Below are 22,922 nucleotides of genomic sequence, written 5' to 3'. Positions count from 1 at the left end.
ATGGGAACAATACTTGATTCAATCATAGAACGAAAAAGAGTGGAAGTAGAAGAGTTGAAGAACGCTGAAATGGATATTAAGGAATCATCATTGCCGCCTAGGTCCTTAATCAAGGTTTTAAGGGAAGCCAAAAATATTGCCATTATTTCTGAATTTAAGAGAGCGTCACCCTCCAAAGGAGACATCAATCTTTCATTGGATCCTGCCCGGCAAGCTAAACTTTATGCCCGGGCTGGTGCATCTGCTATATCGGTGTTAACAGATGAAAAAGGTTTTAAGGGATCTTTCAGCGACTTGAGAAAAGTAAGGGAAGCAGTGGACCTGCCAATTCTTTGTAAAGATTTTATCGTTGATAAAATTCAAATAGATCTGGCCCGTTTCGCAGGAGCAGATGTCATTTTGCTTATCGCCTCAGCATTATCCCTTGAAGAGCTTACAGAGCTATACAAATATGCCTCTGAACAAGGATTGGAGTGCCTTGTTGAGATCCATGACGAAAAAGACCTGGAAAAGGCTATTAATATAAAAGCTCAAGTCATCGGAATCAACAATCGTGATTTAAAAACATTCGAGGTCTATCTTGAAAATACCGAGAAGCTTGGACCGCTTGTTAAAAAAGCAGGAGCATTGCTGATCAGTGAAAGCGGCATGAAAACTAGGGGCGATATCGTCCGTGCAGCAGCGGCTGGTGCAAACGGAGTACTCGTTGGGGAGACATTCATGACTTCAGCCGATCTTAAGGAAACCTTCACTAAATTCACTGTTCCAGTCGTGAGGAATTATCATGAAAGTTAAGATATGCGGAATAAGAACGGTGGAAGCAGCACTGCACGCGGTTGAATGCGGAACTGACGCTCTTGGTTTTGTTTTTGCAAGGAGCAAAAGGCAAACTACGGCTTTAGAGGCAAAAAAGATTATTGAAACTATACCGGAACATGTCTGGAAGGTAGGAGTATTTGTCAACGAGGATGCTGGAGAAATAGAGCGAATTGCTGAGTTTGTAGGACTCACCCATATACAGCTTCACGGAGATGAAGTTCCAGCTGACTATCAGTCAATTGGGCTGCCAATAATTAAGGCTGTCTCCGTTAAATCATTGGAAGACCTTGAGAGAATTGATGCACTCGAAGCTGACTATATCCTTCTTGACAGTCCTCCAACGGAATATCGAGGAGGAAACGGCTCGAGTTTTGAGTGGAATCTGGTTAAAGCAATCGGCAAGTCAATGAAGAATATAATTTTAGCGGGTGGATTGGACCCTGGGAATATCAGCAAAGCGATCTCAAAGGTCAATCCCATGATGGTTGATGTCAGCAGCGGTGTTGAAACAAACGGGGAAAAGGACTTTGCAAAGATACAAGAATTTATAAATAACGCAAAAAATGCGGGGGAGGAAGAGAAGTATGTCAACTAATACTTATAATTTGCCGGATGAAAAAGGACATTTTGGGAATTATGGCGGAAGGTTCGTTCCAGAAACACTGATGGAGGCTGTACTGGAATTGGAGAAAGAATATAACCGTGCATTGGTGGATAAGGATTTTCAAGAAGAACTGCAAAAGTTAATGAAGGATTATGTAGGGAGGGAAACACCCTTATACCTGGCAGGCAATCTCACCGAGCATGCCGGCGGGGCCAAAATTCATCTAAAGCGTGAGGACCTGAATCATACAGGAGCCCACAAAATAAACAATACAGTCGGTCAGGCCCTGCTTGCGGTCAGGATGGGCAAGCGAAAGATCGTCGCCGAGACCGGAGCAGGACAGCACGGGGTTGCCACAGCCACAGTCTGTGCCTTGCTGAATCTGGAATGTGTCATCTTCATGGGAAAAGAGGATATCAGGCGCCAGCAATTAAATGTCTTCAGAATGGAACTGCTTGGGGCAAAAGTGGTCAGTGTCGATGCCGGGAGCGGAACGCTGAAGGATGCAGTCAATGAAGCACTGAGATACTGGGTGACAAACGTCAGAGACACCCATTATATTCTGGGATCCGTGATGGGGCCACATCCGTTTCCTAAAATGGTCCGCGATTTTCAAAGTGTGATCGGCAGGGAAACGAAGCAGCAGTTTGTCGAAAAAGAAGGTAAGCTGCCTGATGCCCTTGTTGCCTGCATTGGCGGAGGCAGCAACTCAATTGGCCTGTTTTATCCGTTCATTGAAGATGAAAGCGTATCGATCTACGGGGTTGAAGCGGCAGGAATGGGGTTGGCAACTGACAAGCATGCAGCATCATTAACAAAAGGGAAGCCAGGAGTCCTGCATGGTGCAATGATGTACCTTCTTCAGGATGATGACGGGCAGATACAAGAGGCTCACTCGATCTCAGCTGGCCTGGATTATCCTGGTATTGGACCGGAGCATAGTCATCTTCATGATATCAACAGAGTCAATTACGAATCCGTTACAGACGAAGAAGCGCTGGAAGCCTTCCAGCTTCTGTCAAAGCTTGAAGGCATTATCCCGGCACTTGAAAGCGCGCATGCGATCGCGTATGCGGTCAAGCTCGCTGCCGGAATGAGCAAAGATGAAAACATCGTTGTTTGCTTATCTGGACGTGGTGATAAAGATGTACAGACGATTAAAGATCTAATGGGAGGAATGGAGTAATGGAAAGGATCGAAAAAGCCCTGACTGAAAAAAGAAAAAAGGTTTTCGTACCTTATATAATGGCAGGAGACGGAGGATTGGAAGCACTCAAGGAGAGATTGCTCTTCCTTCAGGACTCCGGAGCAGACGCGATTGAAATCGGCATTCCATTTTCCGATCCCGTTGCTGATGGTCCAACCATCCAAAAAGCTGGCATCCGGGCGCTTGCTCGGGGTATCACTGTTAAAAAGGTGCTGAAAGATATTAAATCATATAAAACGGAGATCAAAATACCATTGATATTAATGACCTATGCAAATCCAGTAGTAGCGTACGGAATCGAAGCTTTTGCGGTTGATGCTGCAAATGCCGGGATTTCTGGCTGCATCATTCCGGATCTCCCGCTTGAGGAAGAAGAATTGGTCCTTGCCCCTTTTAAACAGAATGATATATCCCTGATCAGGCTGGTCACTTTAACGACGCCAAAGGAAAGAATAAAGAAGATTGCTGAAAGTGCGGCAGGGTTCATCTATGCTGTAACAGTTACTGGAATCACAGGGTCACGAAACAAGTTCAGTGAAGATCTTGCTGAATTCTTGTCCTTTGTTAAAAGTGAGAGCCCCGTCCCAGTTTTAGCCGGATTCGGTGTCTCAACTGAAGAACAAGTCGAGGAAGTTTGCAGGCACTGTGATGGCGTGATTGTAGGCAGTAAGATCATTGATTTATTTGAACAAAATGATTTGGAAAAAATTAGGAATTTAGTTCTTTCTGCTGAAAAAATTAGTGTTTGATTTCAAGTGGATGTCTGTAATGCTACCCAAAGCGTACCAAGGAATGAAAAATAGAAAGCAAATTCGGCATTGATTGACAGAAAAAACCGCTGCTTGATTTTAGAGCAGCGGTTACTTTTTTTCTGCCGTGACGCATACTGTCAACACAGGTCTCACTTTTAAAAAAGAGATTTCCGGATTTGCGAAACCAGTGCTAAGTAAATCTTCTTTCATTTGTTCACCTAGTTGTTTTGCTGTATCGTCGGTGGATCCTTCTTCACGCGGCTGGACAGTGAGGACGATCCTTCCTCGGCTTTCGAGTAATTTATATAATCTCTTCAACGAAATTAACGGTTTTTCCCACAGGGGATAGTTATTGACAGAGATTATTTTACTGTAACAATGATCCGGTTGGTAATCGGCTACATCACCGGTGGTAAGGTGGACTTTACCAGTTTCAATCCATGCTTTATTTCTCCTTGTGGCTTCATCCCTCATCTTATCCGATAAGTCAATTCCATCCACTAAAATGGATCCGTAGCTTGACATCAATGTCTTAATTCCATATCCAGGTCCGTATCCAATCTCGAGAATACGGTCATTTTTTTCGACATGAAGCTTCCTGATACTCCACTTATTTATTTTTCTGTTTTCAAAATACATGACAGTCCCTGCGAGTTTTCCAAGGACTCCTTTAGGCTTCTCAAATTGCTTTGCAATTGAATCAATCATTCTATCTCACCTCTGAAGTACTTCTTCCTTTCTTTAATACCAGTTTTCGTTTCCTTTTAAACTCACCCTTCTCATTCCAATCAGTTTGAGAAGTTAGGATTACAGTCATTAATAGATGAAATCGCACCGAAAAATATATAAATTGCCGGTGTTTTCAATTTATTCTGAAAATTATTTCTCGGGAAAGCGCAGGATTTGACAATAAACTACAAAGATAAGTCGAGCATGGTAATAATATGACTATTTTTGTCACGGCTGACCATCGTTATTTTTTACAAAAACGTGCGATTTGTTACAGTACTTTATCATTATATTTATATATACTTTATTTAAAGTAGTGTTGCACACATGGGAAGATAAAAGACGAAATATTTAGTTATTACAAAGGAAGTTGACCGATATGAAAATATACGAGGCGATTCTCACAATACTCCAGGAAAAGGGAAACGCAACGATCCCAGTCATATGTGAGGAAATGAATGAGCAGGCACCAAACCTGGTCCGCGACAGAAATCCGATTCTTGAACCTTCTTATATTAAAACATTGATCAGCAGGAATACTGAATGGTTCGTTTTAAATGACGACACTGTATCCATCAGGCCTGACAAAGAACCAATGCTGCTGACCGTAGTACTGCATGGTTATCCTGGGCCTGAGATGAGAGTAAGAATAGATTTTAAAAGAAATATCTTCACGTATTTTGAATGGCATCTTGATTCAAAAGCGCCTGGGCCCCTAAGGACGGGAAACTATGGCAGTTTGCTAGAATTCAAAAAACTGCTGTATTCGTTTAAGTTGTGGGATTGGCAGGATGATTACCACACAGAGGGAATTGTCGTCGATGGTACCAGCTGGTCAGTTACTCTTAATACAAAAGGAAAGACCTATGAAAGTAAAGGCCTTGAAGCTTTTCCAAGGGAATGGGTGGAATTTTGCAAGGCCCTCAGCAAACTCGTTGGAATTGAGTTTTCGTGTTGACCGCAGACGCACTGCGGTTTTTTTCTTTCCCAAAATATGATACGATGGAGTTTATTAAAAAAGATTTAAGAGTAAAACTAGAACTATTTTTCAAATAATAGAAGCAGTTTTACTTTATGGACCATGGAGGTCAATTGGAAAAATGAAAGACATATCTGTACAAGAATTAATCAGCTCAAGTAAATATATCCCTGTTGATGTTAGAGCGCCAATTGAGCATAAGGAATCAGCGATACCCGGTTCTGTGAATATACCGTTGTTTACCGATGAGGAAAGACAGGAAATTGGCACTCTATACAAAAAATCAGGAGAGGAAGCAGCTAAATGGCGGGCGATGGAAATTGTATCCCCGAAGCTGCCACGTCTTCTTGGTGAAATAAAAGAACTGAAAAAGACCGGTGCTGAGCCTATCATTCATTGCTGGAGAGGCGGGATGAGAAGCCGGTCCGTTGCTTCGTTCCTCGAATATGCAGGAATACCATCCTATCGGCTTGAGGGCGGATATCGCGCCTACCGGGAGTATATTTTGGAAAGAATCCCCGAAATATTACCTCAAAAGGCAGTTGTTTTGCACGGGATGACAGGGACAGGAAAGACAGATCTTTTGAAAGCTTTGCAGGAAAAAGGCTATCCTGTTGTCGATCTTGAACAAATGGCCAACCATAGGGGATCGATTTTTGGAATGATTGGGATGGGTGAAGCCCACAACCAAAAAACCTTCGATGCACTGCTATTTGATCGACTGAATGAAATAAAAGGAGCGAATTACTTTATCATTGAGGCAGAAAGCAAGAGAATTGGACGGGCTGCCCAACCTGATGAAATGATTGCCAAAAAGTCCGAGGGGATTCATTTCCTTGTCAAAAGTTCAATTCCCAAGAGGGTTCAGCGTATATATGATGAGTATGTACATCCTTTTAAAGAAGAAGCCTGGTTTGAAGAAGAAGTAAAAGAAAAAGTCACCAAGCTTCTTAGGCGGATTTCCCAGGATGCGGCAACATCACTTCAAGTTGCCTTGAAAGAAAAAAATTATCTGGATCTGATTGAAATCCTGTTAATTCATTATTATGACCCACGTTATGGACATGCACTTCAGGAGTATTCAGGTCCCTTTCATGAAATCGATGCTGATGCGCCTGATGTATTGGAGCAACTTGAGAAAAAAATCACACACGCTATTACTAATTCCAATAGTGGTTTAAAAATTTGATGGAATGGTAATTAAGTAAGGAGAGCAATTATTTTGCTTTCCTTTTCTTTATGAGTTTTATCACTGAATATTTAGATAATTTGATATATAATATAGTAAGGGACTATTTCGTGGGAGGCTGGAATATGAGCGAATCAAAAACTTGTCATCATCGTTTTTCAATGCATGAAGAAGGCGTTGGATTCACCAATAATGATGGAGTCGACATATTCAATGCAGGTTCAAGGTTCCAAAAAAGCATTACCTGTGGTCACAGTGAATTGCCTGTTGAACATAATGAAATGATTGAGGCAAATCAAATAGAAAAAAGAAATAACCTTTTTGCGCCGAAGAACATGTATGTCACCATGATGAATCTTTAAGAATATGAATGTCTTTATATATTTTTAACCTATAACCGGTAACCACCGGTTTTTTTTATTGTGTAAATTTTTTTGAAATAATAAAATCCGGGAAATTATTTAACACTATAGTGATAGTCAAAACCTTTGGTTAAAAGAAAATATCATGTTAAAATATCAATGTAACCGTTTGATATCTGAATTATATTATTATTCTTTGATTTTACCGTTAAAAAAGAATACGACAGGGTAACAAATAATTAGCATACTTTACGAAAAGCAAGGGGGTTATATGATGAAAAAGCCTGTTACGGAACGTACAGAATGGCCGGGATTTTATGGGGCCAATCAAGGATATGTGGAAGAATTGTATGAATTGTACCTGCAAGACCCAAATGCGGTAGATCCTGAGATGAAGGCATATTTTGAACAGAACTCTAAGAAGAGAATGTCAGCAAATCAAGATGTCAATTTTCCGAAGTCAACGGCAGCATATACGTCTGGAAATCCAGCCAAAATCGCCGCCGTACTGAGATATGCAGATTATATTCGTTCGAACGGCCATTTATCTGCAAATATCTACCCTTTACAGTCAGGAAGTTTAGACACTGTGCTGGAAGGCCTGGAAAAGTGGGGACTGGCCGAAGAAGACTTAAACATGGTCCCTGTAGATCTCATATGTCCAAGTGCTCCTCCTGCTGTAAAAACTGGAAAAGAAGCCTTTGAATATCTGAAAAAAGTATATTCCAGTACAATAGCGTACGAATTTGAGCATGTAAATCAATTAGATGAAAAAGAGTGGCTAAGGAACAAAGTAGAATCAGGAGCACTGATTCCACAGGTGGAAGATGAAAGGAAGATTGGCTTATTTGAGCGCCTGGCAGAGGTCGAAAACTTCGAGAAATACCTGCACAGGACGTTTGTTGGGCAAAAACGTTTCTCAATCGAAGGCCTTGATGCAATGGTGCCGCTTTTGGATGAAGTTATAGCCGGAGCGGTAAATAATGGTGTTGAGACTATTAATATCGGAATGGCTCACCGGGGAAGGCTTAATGTCCTTGCCCATGTTTTAGGTAAGCCGTATGAGATGATTTTTGCCGAATTCCAGCATGCGCCAAACAAGGAATTGGTGCCTTCTGAAGGCTCGATTGGAATCAATTTTGGATGGACTGGAGATGTAAAGTACCATCTGGGAATTGACCGTAAAATCAAATCAGGTACTACCGCCAATGCAAGATTGACACTTGCCAATAATCCAAGTCACCTTGAATTCGCCGGCGCGGTTGTTGAAGGCTTTACACGTGCAGCGCAGGATGACCGAAATCTCCCCGGATATGCAAAATATGATCCTGTTAAGGCGATGGCTATCCTGATTCATGGTGATGCGGCTTTTCCAGGACAGGGAATTGTGGCGGAAACCTTGAATTTAAGCCGCTTGCACGGATTCAAGACCGGCGGAACTGTTCATGTCATAGCAAACAATACGATTGGCTTTACAACAGAATCCATGGATTCCAGATCAACAAGGTATGCCAGTGACCTTGCAAAGGGATATGAAATACCAATCATCCATGTGAACGCCGATGATCCCGAAGCCTGTTTGATGGCAGCAAGGCTGGCCTTTGAATACAGGAAGACATTCGGCAAAGATTTCTTGATTGACTTGATTGGGTACCGACGATTCGGCCATAACGAAATGGATGAACCAATGACAACCAATCCGGAAATGTATAAGCTTGTCCACAATCACCCAACAGTCAAGGAGCTTTACGGGAAAAAGCTCGTATCTCAGGGTGTGTTCACTGAAGAAAAACGGGCAGAAATAGAAGATAAAATAAACTCAACCCTGAAAGCGGCCAATGAAAAAGTTCCAAAAGCAGAGAAAGAGGTTAAAAGAGAGCCTGATATTCCAGAAGTAGTTGAAATGGGCATTCCGAGGATCAATACAGGGGTACCGGCAGAGATTTTGAAGAAAATTAATAGTGACCTTCTTAAATGGCCGGAAGGCTTCAATGTTTTCAATAAATTGGCGAAAATCCTGCAAAGAAGGCAGGATGCATTCGCTGAAGACGGAAAAATCGATTGGGGCCTCGCCGAGACTCTGGCCTTTGCTTCCATTTTACAAGAAGGGACGCCAGTAAGATTGACAGGTCAGGATTCAGAGCGCGGAACGTTTGCCCAAAGAAATCTTGTGCTGCATGACAGTAATAGCGGGGAACAATTCTCGCCGCTCCATACTTTGCCGGATGCCAGGGCTTCTTTCTCCATCCATAATAGCCCTTTATCTGAGGCGGCAGTTGTGGGATTTGAATATGGCTATAATGTTTTTGCTCCCGAAACCCTGGTTCTCTGGGAAGCTCAATATGGAGATTTCGCGAATGCTGCTCAGGTCCTGTTTGATCAGTTCGTCGCAGCTGGAAGGGCAAAGTGGGGACAGAAATCAGGTCTAGTGATGCTTTTGCCGCACGGATATGAAGGACAGGGACCAGAACATTCGAGTGGCAGGGTTGAGAGATTTCTAACTTTAGCCGCAGAAAATAACTGGACTGTTGCCAATCTTTCCTCTGCGGCCCAATACTTCCATATCCTCAGGAGGCAGGCAAAGATTTTAAAACAGGAATCGGTTCGCCCTCTCGTGTTGATGACACCTAAAAGTCTGTTAAGGAACCCGCTGGTAGCGGCAGACCCAACACAACTGACTGAAGGAAGCTTCGAGCCAATTTTCGAACAGCCTGGACTTGGGTCTAAACCTGAGCAAGTGGAAAGGGTCGTGTTATGTTCCGGAAAAGTGAGCATCGATATTGCAGAGCAACTAAGTGGTGAGGACAATGACTGGCTGCATGTGCTAAGAGTTGAAGAAATCTATCCTTTCCCGCTGAATGAGCTAAAAGAAATATTAGGCCGTTATCCAAACTTAAAAGAAGTCGTTTGGGTCCAGGAAGAACCTAAAAATATGGGAGCCTGGACATTTGTTGAACCGCGGATCAATGAAGCGGCTCCAAAAGAAATCAAAGTAGCCTATATCGGACGCAGAAGAAGGTCCAGTCCGGCTGAAGGAGATCCTAATACCCATAAGTTGGAACAAGCAAGGATCGTTCGCGATGCACTGACTAAGACAAATAGAGGAGGAAACGACAATGGCAGAAATTAAAGTTCCTGAACTCGCTGAATCAATTACCGAAGGAACGATTGCCCAGTGGCTGAAACAAAAGGGTGACCAAGTCCAAAAAGGTGAATATATCGTTGAACTGGAAACGGATAAAGTCAATGTGGAAATTATTTCTGATTATGATGGAGTTTTGACAGAACTGCTTGCGGAAGAAGGCGATACTGTTAAAGTTGGGGAAGCCATAGCAGTTGTAGGTGAACAAGCTGGCGGAGAACAGATCAAAGCTGAGGAACAGGGCAAGGAAGCTGAATCCCCAGATGAACCTGCTGAAAATCAACAAACTCAGAGCGCACAACCTGAAAACCAAGCTGGCAGGGAAGAACATTCTGCAGATGATGACAGTCAGGGCCGGGTTATTGCTTCTCCTGCAGCACGAAAACTTGCGAGGGAAAAGGGGATCAACCTGAACCAGGTGTCTTCTCAGGATCCACTTGGAAGAGTCAGGAAGCAGGATGTTGAATCGTATACCCCTAACCAGCAAAAGCCAGAAGACAACAAGCCTGCAAATAACAGGCCGGAAAAAGCGGCACCCGCAGCTGCTGCCAATGAGGATAATACTCGCTTTGAACGCATCAAGATGTCAAGAAGACGGCAGACCATCGCCAATAGGCTGGTAGAGGTACAACAAACAGCAGCCATGCTAACAACCTTCAATGAAGTCGACATGACAGCCGTCATGGAATTGAGAAAGAAGTGGAAGGACCGCTTCTTTGAAGAAAACGATGTCCGCCTAGGCTTCATGTCTTTCTTTACAAAAGCGGTTGTCGCAGCATTGAAGAAGACACCGTATCTGAATGCAGAAATCCAGGGTGACGAGTTTGTCCTGAAGAAATTTTACGACATCGGTGTCGCAGTTGCTGCAGATGAAGGACTGGTTGTCCCAGTAATCAGGGATGCCGACAGGAAAAACTTTGCTGAGATCGAACGCGACATCAATGATCTCGCCGAAAAAGCGAGATCGAACAAGTTATCCTTGAAAGACCTTCAGGGTGGAAGCTTCACGATCACAAATGGAGGCGTGTTCGGATCATTGCTATCAACGCCAATCCTCAACGGCCCGCAGGTAGGAATCCTTGGCATGCACACCATCCAGCTTCGTCCAGTAGCAATCGATAGGGACCGCATGGAAAACAGGCCAATGATGTACATCGCCCTATCCTACGACCACAGGATTGTTGACGGAAAAGAAGCAGTTACCTTCTTGAAACACATTAAACAGCTCATGGAAGACCCAGAATCATTGTTGTTGCAGGGATAAGTATTGGAAAAGCACTGCCGAGATTGGCAGTGCTTTTCGTCTTATTTGAGAATTGAGCGGTGGCTAGCGATCGAACTCTGGAGCTGTGAAGTTTGTCAAGAAATCGATGTTATTTTGACAGGTTTGGAGGATGAAGCCGCTAAGCTGTCAAAAAACCGATATTATTTTGACAGGTTTGGAGGATGAAGCGCCAAAGGTGTCAAGAAAGTGTTGTTATTTTGACAGGTTTGAAGGAAAGAGCGCCAAAGCTGTCAAGAAAGTGATGTTATTTTGACAGGTTTGGAGGATGAAGCTCCAAAGCTGTCAAGAAAGTGTTGTTAATTTGACAGGTTTGAAGGAAAGAGCGCCAAAGCTGTCAAGAAAGTGATGTTATTTTGACAGGATTGGAGGAGAGAGCGCCAAAGCTGTCAAGAAAGTGATGTTATTTTGACAGGATTGGAGGAGGAAGCCGCTAAACTGTCAAAAAACCGATATTATTTTGACAGGTATGAAGGATGAAGCGCCAAAGCTGTCAAGAAAGTGATGTTATTGTGACAGGTTTGAAGGTTGAAGCCGCTAAGCTGTCAAGAAAGTGATGTTATTTTGACAGGTTTGGAGGTTGAAGCCGCTAAGCTGTCATGAACCGTGTCTAACCTTAGGATTTAAACCCCAGATAGTCACCAACTCAGCAATCATTCAAAATATACGTCTTTTGTCTTGCCAACTGTTTTATAGTTCTTCTTCAAAACTCTCAAGAATGTCCTCTTACTAACCTTCCCATTACACCAATCATAAATATTTTGTGTGGTGATTTTTATTTCAGGAAAAAGTACCTTGATTTCCTCTATATGTCGCAGGATCGCCTTTTCGATTCTTTCATGTGTTCCGCACTTTCCGCAAACGAGGTCGTAATGATCTACCTCAGTATTCAATGACCCACATTCCCGGCAATGCATTCCTTTTTCCAGCTGTTCATATTTGTAATTTGGAAAAGTGGAATATGGATTTTTAGTTTGATGCATTGAAAGCAGGGTTTGAGCTAGTTTCTGATGGCTCTTGTCCAATGCAGAGGGTGTGTTGTTTAGCTCTTTAATAAATCTTTTTACTTGTGTTGGTAGAATGATTGGTTGATCTATGGGGGCCTGGTAAAGGGTGAATTCAGGGTTGACGAAGACGGCGGAGGCACGGACGAGGTGGTCCATGTTAAAGTTTTGGAGCAGCTGACGGAATAGGGTTTCACTTCGTTTTAATTGGATGACAGGGTTTTTTTGCTCTCTTCCGCTATTGAAGGATAACAATTTTTCTCCATCGATATAATAATCTCCTTCGTGATATTTCACATCGTTAAGATAAACCGCATCCTTGGAAATGATCACTTTATCAAGCTGGAAATATGAATTATTCACCTGGAGGAGCAGGTCGTCAATGATATACCTTTCTTCCGATAGGCTTTCGGTCATCCTGTCGAATATCAATTCGCCTGTATAACCTTTTTCCATAGACTTCAACCTGAATTTTTCATTTGAGGGCAAATCCATTCGTTTGTTCAAATACCTTAATGTTAATAATTCCAATGGCTCGGTGCGTACTTTAAGTAACATGGTCCACTTCCTTTCTATATTTTTATTGTAAGCTAATTGCTCACAGACATTTGTGAATTTTTTGTTAACAACATCCGACAAAAAAAACCGCTCCACTGCCAATCAGGCAGCAAAGCGGCGATTTTCTTAAGGTACTTTTCGTTATTTCAGTTTTCAATTCCAAATCACAAGCGACAATGTCAATAAGGTACTTTTCTTTTTGTCAGTTTCAATTCCAAATCACAAGCGACAATGTCAATAAGGTACTTTTCTTTTTGTCAGTTTTCAATTCCAAATCACAAGCGACGATGTCAATAAGGTACTTTCCATTTTTTCAGTTTTCTAATCCAATTCACAAACAGCGCTGTCACTTAGTTTCTTTTCAATATTCCAGTTTTCAATTCCAATTCACAAGCGGCAATGGTCATTAGGCTTTTCAATTGTTTACTTTTCCACCATAAATCAAGCTGCGTTGTTACTAGACATTCTTTCGTAGGTCTTCTTTCGCCAGTCTTCCAATTCGGTTTAACGGTTTTTAAATGGCTTGAGTCCTCTTTTGGATATTTCGGTTTTTAAAACCTTTGCCCATTCTTTATCACTTTCCGACTTTAATGCATCACGATACGAGACCACCAATTGTTCATTGCTCATAATTTTCATTTGCATTCCTCCTCGGTAAGAATGGATTGAATTTTCAAACTATATTGTATAGTTTCATTCATTGTAAAGGTTTATTAAGTATTTGAAAACCCATTATGAAGAATTTTTTTTAGCAATTTTTTCTTGTTCACAAAAGACAATCGATCCATTGCCTGATCTAATAGGTAAAACACCATTCGCACATTAGTAAACAAAAAAAGCTTGCAATTTTATTATCAACCATTTATTATATACCCATAAGGGTATCGGATGGGGATCTGGTACCATGACATATCTTTTATACAGGGAGGAATTTTAAAATGGGTATGCAAGCGATCACTGCTGAAAAACTAAATGAATGGGTAGTTAGCAAGAAGGATTTTTTCATTTTTGATGTAAGAAATGTTAAAGACTTTGAAGACTGGAAGGTTGAGGGTGAGAATATTGATTACCTCAATATCCCTTACTTTGAATTGATTGACGGCGTGGAAGAGGTTGTTGACCAGCTTCCTAAGGATAAGGATATCGTCGTTATCTGCGCTAAGGAAGGCTCTTCAGTCATGGTAGCTGAAATGCTTTCTGATGTTGGTTTCGAAGTATCATACCTTTCCGGCGGAATGAAGTCATGGAGCGAATATCTATATCCGGTTGAAGTATTTAAGGATGACGAAATCAAAGTTCTTCAGTTCATCCGTGTTGGAAAAGGCTGCCTGTCATACATGGTCCTTTCTGAAAACGAGGCACTTGTTGTTGACCCTTCAAGGTTCACAAACCGTTATACAGACGTTGCTGAAAAAGAAAATGTGAAAATCACTCACATCGTCGATTCACATCTCCATGCTGACCATTTGTCTGGCGGCAAGGAACTGGCTGATATAACTGGAGCAAAATATTATTTAATGAAGAGTGAAGGCGCAGTATTTGACTTTGAAGCGCTGGAACAGCATGATAAAATTGAATTTGAGAATATCATACTCGAAGTATTAGCCGTCAAAACGCCTGGGCATACCCCTGGCAGTGTTTCGTTTTTCGTGAATAATAAACTTTTATTCTCCGGAGATACCATCTTCGTAAACGGTCTTGGCCGTCCAGATCTTGGCGGTAAAGCTGCAGAGTGGGCAAAAGACCTGTATGATACTGTGTATAGCAAGGTATCGCAAATTGCAGATGACGTGATTGTTTTGCCAGGACACTATGCTGCTTTTGACGACGAGGTGAATGCGGAAGGTTTCATTGGAAGCCAGTTAGGTTTGATCCGCAAGCAAAATGAAATCATGGCAGGCAAGACAATCGAGGAGTTTGTCGACCATGTAGCACAATCCGCATCAAGCGAGACACCGCCAAATTTTGAAGATATTGTTGCAATCAACCGCGGTGTGAAAGAAGTGACAGCAGAAGAAGCAATGGAGCTGGAGATCGGTCCTAACCGTTGCGCTGTCCACCACACTCATTAAAAAATAAAAGAGGAGAGCACTGCTTTCCTCTTTTTATTGGTTTATACCATAAAGCATGTGAGGTGAGAATTTTTGGAAGAAGAAAAAAATAAAACAAATCATTGTGCTGGCGGTTCCTGAGGAATCGGACCAAAGCGTACAGGTGATGAAGGACAGGGGAAGTTTTCAGGCTTTCCTCCTATATGACCAGCCACGTACGTATGGCTCCTGGCAGGAGTCATTTATTTGATTTCTAAATTATTTTAAGCCTCCCTGTCAGGTTAGGGAGGATACATAAAGATGTAAACGAAATTCGGGAGGTATATCTATGTTGGATGTTTTAGTGGTTGGCGGCGGGATTTCAGGTGGTTCTGCGGCCATTTATACTGCCCAGGGAGGATTGGACACCGCGGTCATCGATTCTGGAAAATCCCAGATTAAGCAGGTTTCAAAGGTGTTTAATTATCCTGGAATTAAAGAAATTACTGGACCAGAGCTGCTCGGAAACATCAAGGAACAAGCTGTTGCTGCTGGGGCTGAATGGTTTGAGGGAACAGTACAATCTGTTGAACAGAAGGAAAGTGCCTTTGAAGTATCCTTGGCGGACGGAAGAAAGCTGGAAACGAAGTATCTTGTGGTTGCTACAAATATTCAGACTTCCATTCTCGAGAGCATTGGCTTTGAACTGGCTGTTAATGAGAAAGTGCCCAGCGGAAAAATAAAAAAGGTGCTCGGTATCGATCCGGACGGAAAAACCCATATTCCGAATCTATATATCACGAGCTTGCTTGCAGGCTTGTCAAGTCAGTCCGTCATCGCATCCGGGCACGGTGCCTCTGTAGGCATTTCAATTGTGTCTGCAGAGACAGGTAAATCCTATATGTGGCATGACAAATGATAAAGCAGGGAAATCTCCCTGTTTTTTTATTTTTTTCAGGAAAAAGGAAGGAATACATTTCAAAAAAATTGAATATTCAAACTTAGGTGATATAGTTAGTGGTAAACGCTTACATAATTAAACTTAAGGAGGTTAAAGGATGGGGAATTTGCTGCCATATACTGTAGGGGAGTTACTGGAGGTACAAGCAAAAAGATATCCTGAACATGAGGCTGTTGTTTATGCAGACAGGAATCTCAGGTTGAATTACAAGGAATTCAATGAACTTTGCAGGAAAGCTGCAAGGGGACTGATGAAGCTGGGAGTTAGAAAAGGAGAGCATATTGCTGCCTGGTCTTCCAATACTCCAGAATGGGTGGTATCACAGTTTGCTTCAGGGAAAATGGGAGCGGTGCTGGTTACCGTCAATACGAACTACCGGACGGCTGAATTGGAATATTTGCTAAAGCAGTCAGATTCGACAACAATCATTCTGATGGAGCAGTTTAAGGATGCTTCATACATTGATATGGTATATGAAATTGTTCCTGAACTGAAAACGAGTGAACCTGGAAAGCTTGAAAGCGCCCGACTGCCATTTTTAAAAAATGTCATTGTCATGGGTGAAAAACGCTTCCCTGGTACATACAGCTGGCAGGATATTCTGGACATGGCGGATGGTGTTTCTGAAGATGAGCTTGACCAGCAGATGGCTACGTTAAAGCAGAGTGAAGTGATCAACATGCAATACACTTCGGGCACAACAGGTTTTCCGAAGGGTGTCATGCTCACCCACAGCAATATTGTGAATAATGCATATAATGTAGCTTCCGCTATGAAGCTGACTGATGAGGACAGGCTGTGCATCCCGGTACCGTTTTTTCATTGCTTCGGCTGCGTGATGGGTACACTTGCCTGCGCGACTGTAGGGGCAACAATGGTTCCTGTTCAGGAATTCAGCCCAAAAGCAGTCCTGGAAACGGTCGAAAAAGAAAAGTGTACTGCACTTCATGGGGTTCCTACGATGTTCATTGCCGAATTGAATGATCCAGAATTTGAAAAATATGATTTGTCATCGTTGAGGACGGGCATCATGGCAGGTTCGAATTGTCCGATAGAAGTGATGAAAGCTGTGAATGAGAAAATGGGAGCTTCTGAAATAACGATTGCCTATGGGCAGACTGAATCTTCCCCGGTCATCACACAGACAAGAACGAACGATCCGCTAGAATTAAGGGTAGAAACAGTCGGAAAAGCACTTCCGGAGGTTGAAGTGAAGATTGTCAAACCTGGCACGATGGAGGAGGTTCCACGCGGAGTCCAGGGTGAATTATGCACACGAGGCTATCATGTCATGGATGGATATTACAAAAATCCCGATGCAACCAGGGAGGCGATCGATGAAGAAGGATGGCTGCACACGGGTGATCTTGCAGTAATGGATGAAAATGGATATTGCCGCGTGACCGGGCGATTAAAGGATATGATCATCAGAGGCGGGGAAAATATCTACCCGCGTGAAATAGAAGAATTTTTATACAGCCATCCGAAGGTTCTTGATGTCCAGGTGGTTGGAATACCTGATAGTGTTTATGGCGAGGAAGTGATGGCATGGATCATCATGAAAGAGGGTGAGAAGGCTACAGCAGGTGAAATCAAAGAATACTTCAAAGGCAAAATCTCAAAACACAAAATCCCGAGATATATTGAATTCACTGAAAGCTACCCTATGACGGCTTCGGGGAAGATCCAGAAATTCAAGCTAAGAGAACAAGCTATGGAAGCCGTGGAACAATTTAAAAGAGTATAAATGAGAAGGGATGGAATCAATAGATTCCCTCCTTTTCTATTGATAATTTTTTCCTAACTAACCCTAAGGAAAACCGGAGTCCTGGTTTATGGAATCTTGCCGGGCTCTCTTCATGGATTACCTGGCATTTATAATTCGATAACCAATCAATTTATGCCGAAATAAAAAATTTAAAATGATGTACAATTCATCTTGAAAAGATTAAAATCGTAAAGCAGGAAATTTTTGGAGGTAAACGATGCTAATAACCGGAAAAATAAAGAGTGTTAAAAACCTGACTTATACGATTAGATCAGCTGTTGAGGCAGATGGGGAGGCATTATCTGAATTAAGGCTGCAAATTGATGGGGAAACCGAAAATCTAGACCGTGAACCTGGTGAAGCGTTTATTGATCCAAAAGGCTTTCAATCATTAATTAAAGCGGATTCAGATAGCGAGAGAAATATATTTTTAGTGGCGGAAATGGATGGAAAGCTTGTTGGTTTTTCGAGGTGTGAAGGGACGGATTTGAAGAGATTCAAACATAAGGTTGAGTTTGGTGTAGGAGTCTTAAAGGAGTTCTGGGGCTTTGGCATTGGAAAAAGTCTGTTGCAGGAATCGGTATCATGGGCTGATGAAAGTGGTATACATAAAATGACTTTGAATGTAATGGAAACAAATGAAGGTGCAAGGAAGCTATATGAAAGTCTTGGATTCGAAGTCGAAGGAATCCTAAATAATGATAAAAAGCTCTCCGATGGAAAATGTTATAATATGCTTATAATGGGACGCCTGAACTTTCAAAAATAAGAAAGTGTAAATTAGCAAATTATATACACGTAATTACGAAATTTACAACATCTTTTTGAACATTTTGTTACAACTCCAATGGTAGTATATTATTTAATACCATTACTCCCTATAATATAGTGTATATACTTGTACCTGTAGCTGCAGGAATGAGAAAATGGGGGTTCTGGTCGCATGAAATGGCTATTGGTTTTATTACTGACAACCATAAGTGTTTTATTTTTATTTAAAGGGCTCGAACTGTGGTCGGTCATTAACCATGTGGATGGAAATGGGATAAGGGTAAGCTTTTTGGGATTGGATATTAATGATCATGTATTGAATGAAAGTATATCAGGTTATGCCCTTGGGTTTACAATAGCATCGCTCATTCCTTTCCTGGTTGCGGCAAATATCGCGCTCAAAGCGAAAATCAAAAAGAATATAGATCCAAAGAACGTTTAAAGTAGCCTGGCTTAAAATAGAAGCTGGGCTTATTTTTTTCTATATGAAGGAATACGTTACTTTCTGAAAAGCAAAGGGAATGATAAGAACAGTATAAAGATTGGAGGAAGACAGAATGTGTGGACGGTTTTCTTTGTTTGAAGACATAAACTCACTGAAGGGACAATTTCAATTCGAATTCCCTGAGGGCATAGATGCCCGATACAACATTGCTCCCGGTCAGGACATTCTGACAGTGGTTGATCAGGGGGAAGGCAGGGTTGGCACGAGGATGAGATGGGGGCTGATCCCTTTCTGGGCAGATGATGAGAAAATCGGTTACAGGATGATCAATGCTCGCGCTGAGACAGTCGATGAAAAAGCGAGCTTCCAGCAGGCGCTGAAACAAAGACGGTGTCTGATACTGGCTGATGGATTTTACGAATGGAAAAAAGAAGGGAAACAAAAACAGCCCTTTCGTTTTGGCTTGAAAAACAAGAAGCCCTTTGCTTTTGCAGGACTGTGGGAAAGCTGGAATAAAGGTGGAAGGAGCATTACTTCCTGTACAATCATTACGACAAAACCGAATGAAGTCACCGAAAAGGTACATGACAGAATGCCTGTCATTCTCCCGGAAAACAGGATTGGAATGTGGCTTGACCGTTCAATAGATAACACTGATGAACTAAAAAAACTTTTGGTCCCTTATGAGGCAGGGGAGATGGAATCTTACGCGGTATCCACTGAAATCAACTCTGCAAAAAATGAGGGTAAAGAACTTATTGCACCATTAAACAGTCTATAATGGATACTGATTCGTACTTACTCAATGATATTTAAAGTGTCGTTTATCATATTGATGTGTGTCTCAATTAGAATGCCAAAAGACCATGGGTATGAAAGATGCTAATATTAAAAAAAGAGCCTGTACAAAAACAAGTGCAAATCTTAAGAAAAATTTACCTTTTTCGCCGGATGTTTAATACAAGTCTTGATGGTGGTATAGATACTCACAGCCAAACACCAAGATGAAAACATCCTGGAAAGAGGGGTTAACATGAAGGGATTTTCCAAAACTGATTTTTATGAGCTGATTTATAAGAATGAACGGCTATCTTTCTTACAATATATTCGAAAAGATATCATTTGTGATGTTTGTTATATAACGCTGAAAAATGTGATTACAGGTGAAACCATGACATTTGATAAATCAGAAATCCGCGGGTTGCGGGTCGCTGGTGATGCAGCGAATGCCAGCTGAGTATTGCCTTTTCGATCACCTTATCCTTATACTATATAGTATGAAATTCAATTAAGGGAAGTGGCATAGGATGATCCATACAAACTGGCATGAACGTGAAACGATAAAGAAACTTAAATGCGTTCATACGAATGCAAAAAAATACATCGTCGATCAAAAGCTGACAACAGGAAAAGTGTATGACGTGAAAAATGAAACGGAAGAGTTTTACTTCATTGTCGACAATTCCGGTAAAGTTGGCGGATATTATAAAGAGTATTTTGAAGAAGTGAAGTAAGACGAAGGCTGCCCAGTTTACTGGGCAGTTTCTGTTTGTAAATAAGTTATGCAAAGTGCTTGTATCATGAACACAAGATTTAATAGAAAACTTTGAAAAAACCCTCCTGAAACATATTATTCAATGATATGATTATGCAATACATATTGTTAGGGAGTGGGGAAGATGGACGATAGGCTCACGCTTGAGGGAGAAACAGTAAGACTCATTCTTATGAAACCCGACCAGTTGGATGACTTATGGGAAGCGGGCAAGAATCAGTCAATCTGGGAATTTACAGCATCAAAGATACAAAGCAAGGAAGATATGAAAAAGGTTATCGAGGCCGCGATGATAACAAAGGGTGAAGGGACACAAATTCCATTCACGGTAGTAGAGAAACAAACAGATAAGATCATTGGCAGCTCAAGATATCTTGAGCTTTCCAAGGTACATAAATCATTGGAAATAGGCTGGACCTGGTACAATCCAGATTACTGGAGAACAAGAGTGAATACAGAAACAAAATTCCTGATGCTTCAGTATGCGTTTGAAAATCTCGATGTAAACAGGGTGCAATTTTGCACTGATTCAAGGAATGTACGTTCCCAAGCTGCAATTGCCCGTCTCGGTGCCAATAAAGAAGGTGTACTCCGGAAACATCGTATCATCGCCGATGGCTTTGTAAGGGATACCGTTGTCTTCAGTATCATCAAAGATGAGTGGTTACAGTTGAAACCTATGCTGCTGGACAAGATGAAATAGATGGCGCTGGCAGTTCTGATTCTCTGAAGGCTTATTCATAGGGAGTGTGCACAAGCAAAAAAGCACCAAATGGTGCTTTTTTGTCATTTAATGGTTTACGCCAATTCCCTTTTCTTCCTAAATAGCTCTGCAAGCTTCTGGTCGAGTTCTTCGTAACCGGGCTCATCTTTAGTCATGTACGAAAGTCTGCCGATAATAGCATTGATTTCATTCTGGAGGACCATCAGTTGTTCTGCTTTTTCCTTATCGTTATCCTTGCGTGTGTTTGCCTCATTATACTCCCGCATGCCAAATTCCTTTCTGGTTATTTTCCCATTTTCAATCACCAATAGTTTTTCGGTGATCTTCTCTAGGAAATAAACATCATGTGAAACAACCAGAAGCGACCCTTGAAAATCCAATAAAGTTTTTTCGAGGCTCTCCCTGCTCGCAAGGTCGAGATGATTAGTCGGTTCGTCCAGGAGAAGCAAATCGAGTTCTTCAAGAAGCATCATGACAAGCTTCACTCTTGTCCTCTCTCCAAGACTTAATTGACCGATTGGAACGGTAAGCTTTTCTTCGTGGAGACCGATATTAGCAAAAATCGTTCTCGCTCTGCCGATTGCTTCGCGGTCTGTAAGTCCTGTGTATTCCATTGCCGTTTTTTCAGCAGGGAGGTCAGAAACATCCTGGCTTAGATAGCCAATTTTCAGAGATTCACTGAGCCAAACATCACCTGAAGATGCGCTTTCTTGACCAAGCAATATTTTCATCATGGTTGTTTTGCCGCTACCGTTTTGGCCGACCAATCCCATTTTTTCACCATGATTCACATAAAAATAGCTTTTATCAAACAAACAGCGATGGCCAAAATACTTTGATAGGTCAGCGGCTTCAATAATCCGTTTCCCGCGTTTTCGTCTGTCCTGGAATTCAAAGTGTACCCTGGATTCCTCTTTAGGCTGTTTTACTTCACCCTTTTCAAGTTCCTGGTTCAGGCGCTTCATCTTGGATTTTATTTGAGTATCCATCTTCTTTGCCTTCATCCGATGGTATTCCTTATAGCCAATCTGCCTTCTTTCCGAAGCTGTACCTTGTTTCGTCGAATCCCGATGCGCTTTATCAGACCAGCCCTTGAGGTTGGCAATTTGCTGCTGGATCTGCTGTTTGTGTTTTTGCTGCAATTCGTATTGATGCAGCTGAACTTGATACAATCTTTCCTTTTCCTGACGGTAAGCCGAATAATTACCAGTGAATGTTTTGGTTATGCCATCTTCCATTTCAATGATTTCTGAAACGGTTCTGTCCAGGAAATATCGATCGTGAGAAATAATTACAATGGCTCCTTTGAAAGCTCTTAGTTCCTCAATCAGCCATTCAACGCCCTGAAGGTCAAGGTGATTAGTCGGCTCATCCAGTATGAGCAGTTCTGGCCTGCTGGCCCAGACACCAGCAAGCGAAAGTTTCAGCTTTTCACCGCCGCTTAAATTGCTCCAATTTCCATTGAACAAATCAACTTCCTTTGTGAGTCCTAATTGGCTTGAATGATGGAAGAGGCCATTTTCCGCCAGGGAATATGCATCTTCGGTTTCAAGGAATGCTTGCTCTGTAGATTGTTTTAAATAGCCGATTTTTAGAGCGCCGTTAAACGTTTCGATGCTCCCTTTATCAGCGGGGAATTCACCATTGATTAGATTGGCCAATGTTGTTTTGCCGGCCCCATTGCTGCCTACCAGGCCGATCCGGCTGTCTTGTTTTATATCAAACTCCGCTTTTTGGATCACCATTTTTTCATTAAAGCTTTTCTGAATTCCTCTTATTTTCATGATTGCCATAATAATATTCCACCTTTCATTTTGTGATTAATGATTGAAGGTGAGTATTATATCCATTAAAAAAACCCCCCAGGTGTCCTGGAAGGTTCTGCTCGGCATTCAGACCAGATTCAACGCCGAAATAGGCATGGCTGCCCCTGTTGGGCTTCATGCTAGTTTGGACGTATAAATCGGCGGGGAATGGCAAATTGGGCAGACTAATCCTATTTCCAGGCACGCGTTTTTTCGTATTAGAAAAATCGGGCAGA

General features: G+C 41.9%; 22 protein-coding genes. 18 read left to right on the top strand and 4 right to left on the bottom strand.

Translation table 11 applies throughout. The features are described 5' to 3' along the window. From trpC to trpA, 4 genes are read left to right on the top strand one after another with little or no spacing between them, the layout of a single operon-like run. On the top strand, positions 1-795 hold the full coding sequence (gene trpC / locus FS736_RS17805) for an indole-3-glycerol phosphate synthase TrpC (protein WP_144479745.1): 795 nt from the start codon (positions 1-3) through the stop codon (positions 793-795). Then, positions 785-1,414 (top strand): phosphoribosylanthranilate isomerase, encoded by a 630-nt coding sequence (locus FS736_RS17800; RefSeq protein ID WP_144479743.1) that lies wholly within the window; start codon positions 785-787, stop codon positions 1,412-1,414. Before trpC ends, FS736_RS17800 begins: the two co-directional genes overlap by 11 nt. Next, complete coding sequence (gene trpB / locus FS736_RS17795) at positions 1,404-2,609, top strand: tryptophan synthase subunit beta (protein WP_144479741.1); 1,206 nt, start codon at positions 1,404-1,406, stop codon at positions 2,607-2,609. The genes FS736_RS17800 and trpB overlap by 11 nt, the downstream gene beginning before the upstream one ends. Then, positions 2,609-3,379 (top strand): tryptophan synthase subunit alpha, encoded by a 771-nt coding sequence (gene trpA / locus FS736_RS17790; RefSeq protein WP_144479739.1) that lies wholly within the window; start codon positions 2,609-2,611, stop codon positions 3,377-3,379. Before trpB ends, trpA begins: the two co-directional genes overlap by 1 nt. A gap of 111 nt (positions 3,380-3,490) precedes the next feature. On the opposite strand, the gene FS736_RS17785 is transcribed toward trpA, so the two are convergent. Continuing rightward, positions 3,491-4,090, bottom strand: a complete 600-nt coding sequence (locus tag FS736_RS17785) for an SAM-dependent methyltransferase (protein ID WP_144479737.1) — start codon at positions 4,088-4,090, stop codon at positions 3,491-3,493. Positions 4,091-4,490: 400 nt separating this feature from the next. Between FS736_RS17785 and FS736_RS17780 the strand changes: the two genes are divergently transcribed. The 5 genes from FS736_RS17780 (at position 4,491) to odhB (ending at position 11,047) form a co-directional block, all read left to right on the top strand. Then, positions 4,491-5,069, top strand: a complete 579-nt coding sequence (locus FS736_RS17780; protein WP_144479735.1) for a hypothetical protein — start codon at positions 4,491-4,493, stop codon at positions 5,067-5,069. Between the two features lie 142 nt (positions 5,070-5,211). After that, positions 5,212-6,279: a tRNA 2-selenouridine(34) synthase MnmH gene (gene mnmH, locus FS736_RS17775; RefSeq protein ID WP_144479733.1), complete on the top strand. Its 1,068-nt coding sequence runs from the start codon at positions 5,212-5,214 to the stop codon at positions 6,277-6,279. A 125-nt stretch (positions 6,280-6,404) separates the two neighbouring features. After that, complete coding sequence (locus tag FS736_RS17770; protein WP_144479731.1) at positions 6,405-6,641, top strand: hypothetical protein; 237 nt, start codon at positions 6,405-6,407, stop codon at positions 6,639-6,641. A 274-nt stretch (positions 6,642-6,915) separates the two neighbouring features. Then, positions 6,916-9,771 (top strand): 2-oxoglutarate dehydrogenase E1 component, encoded by a 2,856-nt coding sequence (gene sucA, locus FS736_RS17765; RefSeq protein ID WP_144480039.1) that lies wholly within the window; start codon positions 6,916-6,918, stop codon positions 9,769-9,771. Then, positions 9,758-11,047 carry a 2-oxoglutarate dehydrogenase complex dihydrolipoyllysine-residue succinyltransferase gene (gene odhB / locus FS736_RS17760; protein ID WP_144479729.1) on the top strand — a complete coding sequence of 430 codons (1,290 nt, stop codon included), beginning with the start codon at positions 9,758-9,760 and terminating at the stop codon, positions 11,045-11,047. Before sucA ends, odhB begins: the two co-directional genes overlap by 14 nt. 671 nt (positions 11,048-11,718) lie before the next feature. Here odhB and FS736_RS17755 read toward each other — a convergent pair. Both FS736_RS17755 and sda read right to left on the bottom strand, forming a co-directional pair. After that, positions 11,719-12,525, bottom strand: coding sequence for an NERD domain-containing protein (locus FS736_RS17755; RefSeq protein ID WP_260983642.1), 807 nt, complete (start codon positions 12,523-12,525; stop codon positions 11,719-11,721). A gap of 606 nt (positions 12,526-13,131) precedes the next feature. Further along, complete coding sequence (sda, locus tag FS736_RS17750; RefSeq protein WP_144479725.1) at positions 13,132-13,266, bottom strand: sporulation histidine kinase inhibitor Sda; 135 nt, start codon at positions 13,264-13,266, stop codon at positions 13,132-13,134. A 299-nt stretch (positions 13,267-13,565) separates the two neighbouring features. On the opposite strand from sda, the gene FS736_RS17745 reads away from it, so the two are divergent. The 9 genes from FS736_RS17745 to FS736_RS17705 all read left to right on the top strand — a co-directional run bounded on the left by FS736_RS17745 (position 13,566) and on the right by FS736_RS17705 (position 20,860). After that, positions 13,566-14,699 (top strand): MBL fold metallo-hydrolase, encoded by a 1,134-nt coding sequence (locus tag FS736_RS17745; RefSeq protein ID WP_144479723.1) that lies wholly within the window; start codon positions 13,566-13,568, stop codon positions 14,697-14,699. A 307-nt stretch (positions 14,700-15,006) separates the two neighbouring features. After that, on the top strand, positions 15,007-15,576 hold the full coding sequence (locus tag FS736_RS17740; protein ID WP_144479721.1) for an FAD-dependent oxidoreductase: 570 nt from the start codon (positions 15,007-15,009) through the stop codon (positions 15,574-15,576). A 148-nt stretch (positions 15,577-15,724) separates the two neighbouring features. Continuing rightward, on the top strand, positions 15,725-17,365 hold the full coding sequence (locus tag FS736_RS17735; protein WP_144480037.1) for an AMP-binding protein: 1,641 nt from the start codon (positions 15,725-15,727) through the stop codon (positions 17,363-17,365). 238 nt (positions 17,366-17,603) lie between these two features. Next, on the top strand, positions 17,604-18,155 hold the full coding sequence (locus FS736_RS17730) for a GNAT family N-acetyltransferase (protein ID WP_144479719.1): 552 nt from the start codon (positions 17,604-17,606) through the stop codon (positions 18,153-18,155). A gap of 174 nt (positions 18,156-18,329) precedes the next feature. After that, positions 18,330-18,599: a hypothetical protein gene (locus FS736_RS17725; protein ID WP_144479717.1), complete on the top strand. Its 270-nt coding sequence runs from the start codon at positions 18,330-18,332 to the stop codon at positions 18,597-18,599. A gap of 115 nt (positions 18,600-18,714) precedes the next feature. Then, on the top strand, positions 18,715-19,383 hold the full coding sequence (locus FS736_RS17720; protein WP_144479715.1) for an SOS response-associated peptidase: 669 nt from the start codon (positions 18,715-18,717) through the stop codon (positions 19,381-19,383). Positions 19,384-19,635: 252 nt separating this feature from the next. After that, a complete protein-coding gene (locus FS736_RS17715) occupies positions 19,636-19,839 on the top strand; it encodes a hypothetical protein (protein ID WP_144479713.1) in 204 nt (67 codons plus the stop codon). A gap of 70 nt (positions 19,840-19,909) precedes the next feature. Beyond that, a complete protein-coding gene (locus tag FS736_RS17710) occupies positions 19,910-20,116 on the top strand; it encodes a DUF6501 family protein (protein ID WP_144479711.1) in 207 nt (68 codons plus the stop codon). 165 nt (positions 20,117-20,281) lie between these two features. Next, the gene (locus FS736_RS17705) at positions 20,282-20,860 is read left to right on the top strand and encodes a GNAT family N-acetyltransferase (RefSeq protein ID WP_144479709.1); all 579 of its coding nucleotides are present in this window, start codon (positions 20,282-20,284) and stop codon (positions 20,858-20,860) included. 95 nt (positions 20,861-20,955) lie between these two features. Here FS736_RS17705 and abc-f read toward each other — a convergent pair whose 3' ends face one another. After that, entirely contained in the window at positions 20,956-22,674 is a 1,719-nt protein-coding gene (abc-f, locus tag FS736_RS17700) for a ribosomal protection-like ABC-F family protein (protein ID WP_144479707.1), read from the bottom strand. Positions 22,675-22,922: the final 248 nt, after the last annotated feature.

Origin of the sequence: Cytobacillus oceanisediminis 2691, from assembly GCF_007678455.1 — a bacterium.
GTDB lineage: Bacteria > Bacillota > Bacilli > Bacillales > Cytobacillaceae > Mesobacillus > Mesobacillus oceanisediminis_A.
The sequence above is the reverse complement of the archived record's forward strand: the minus strand, read 5'-3'. Positions and strand labels throughout refer to the sequence as shown.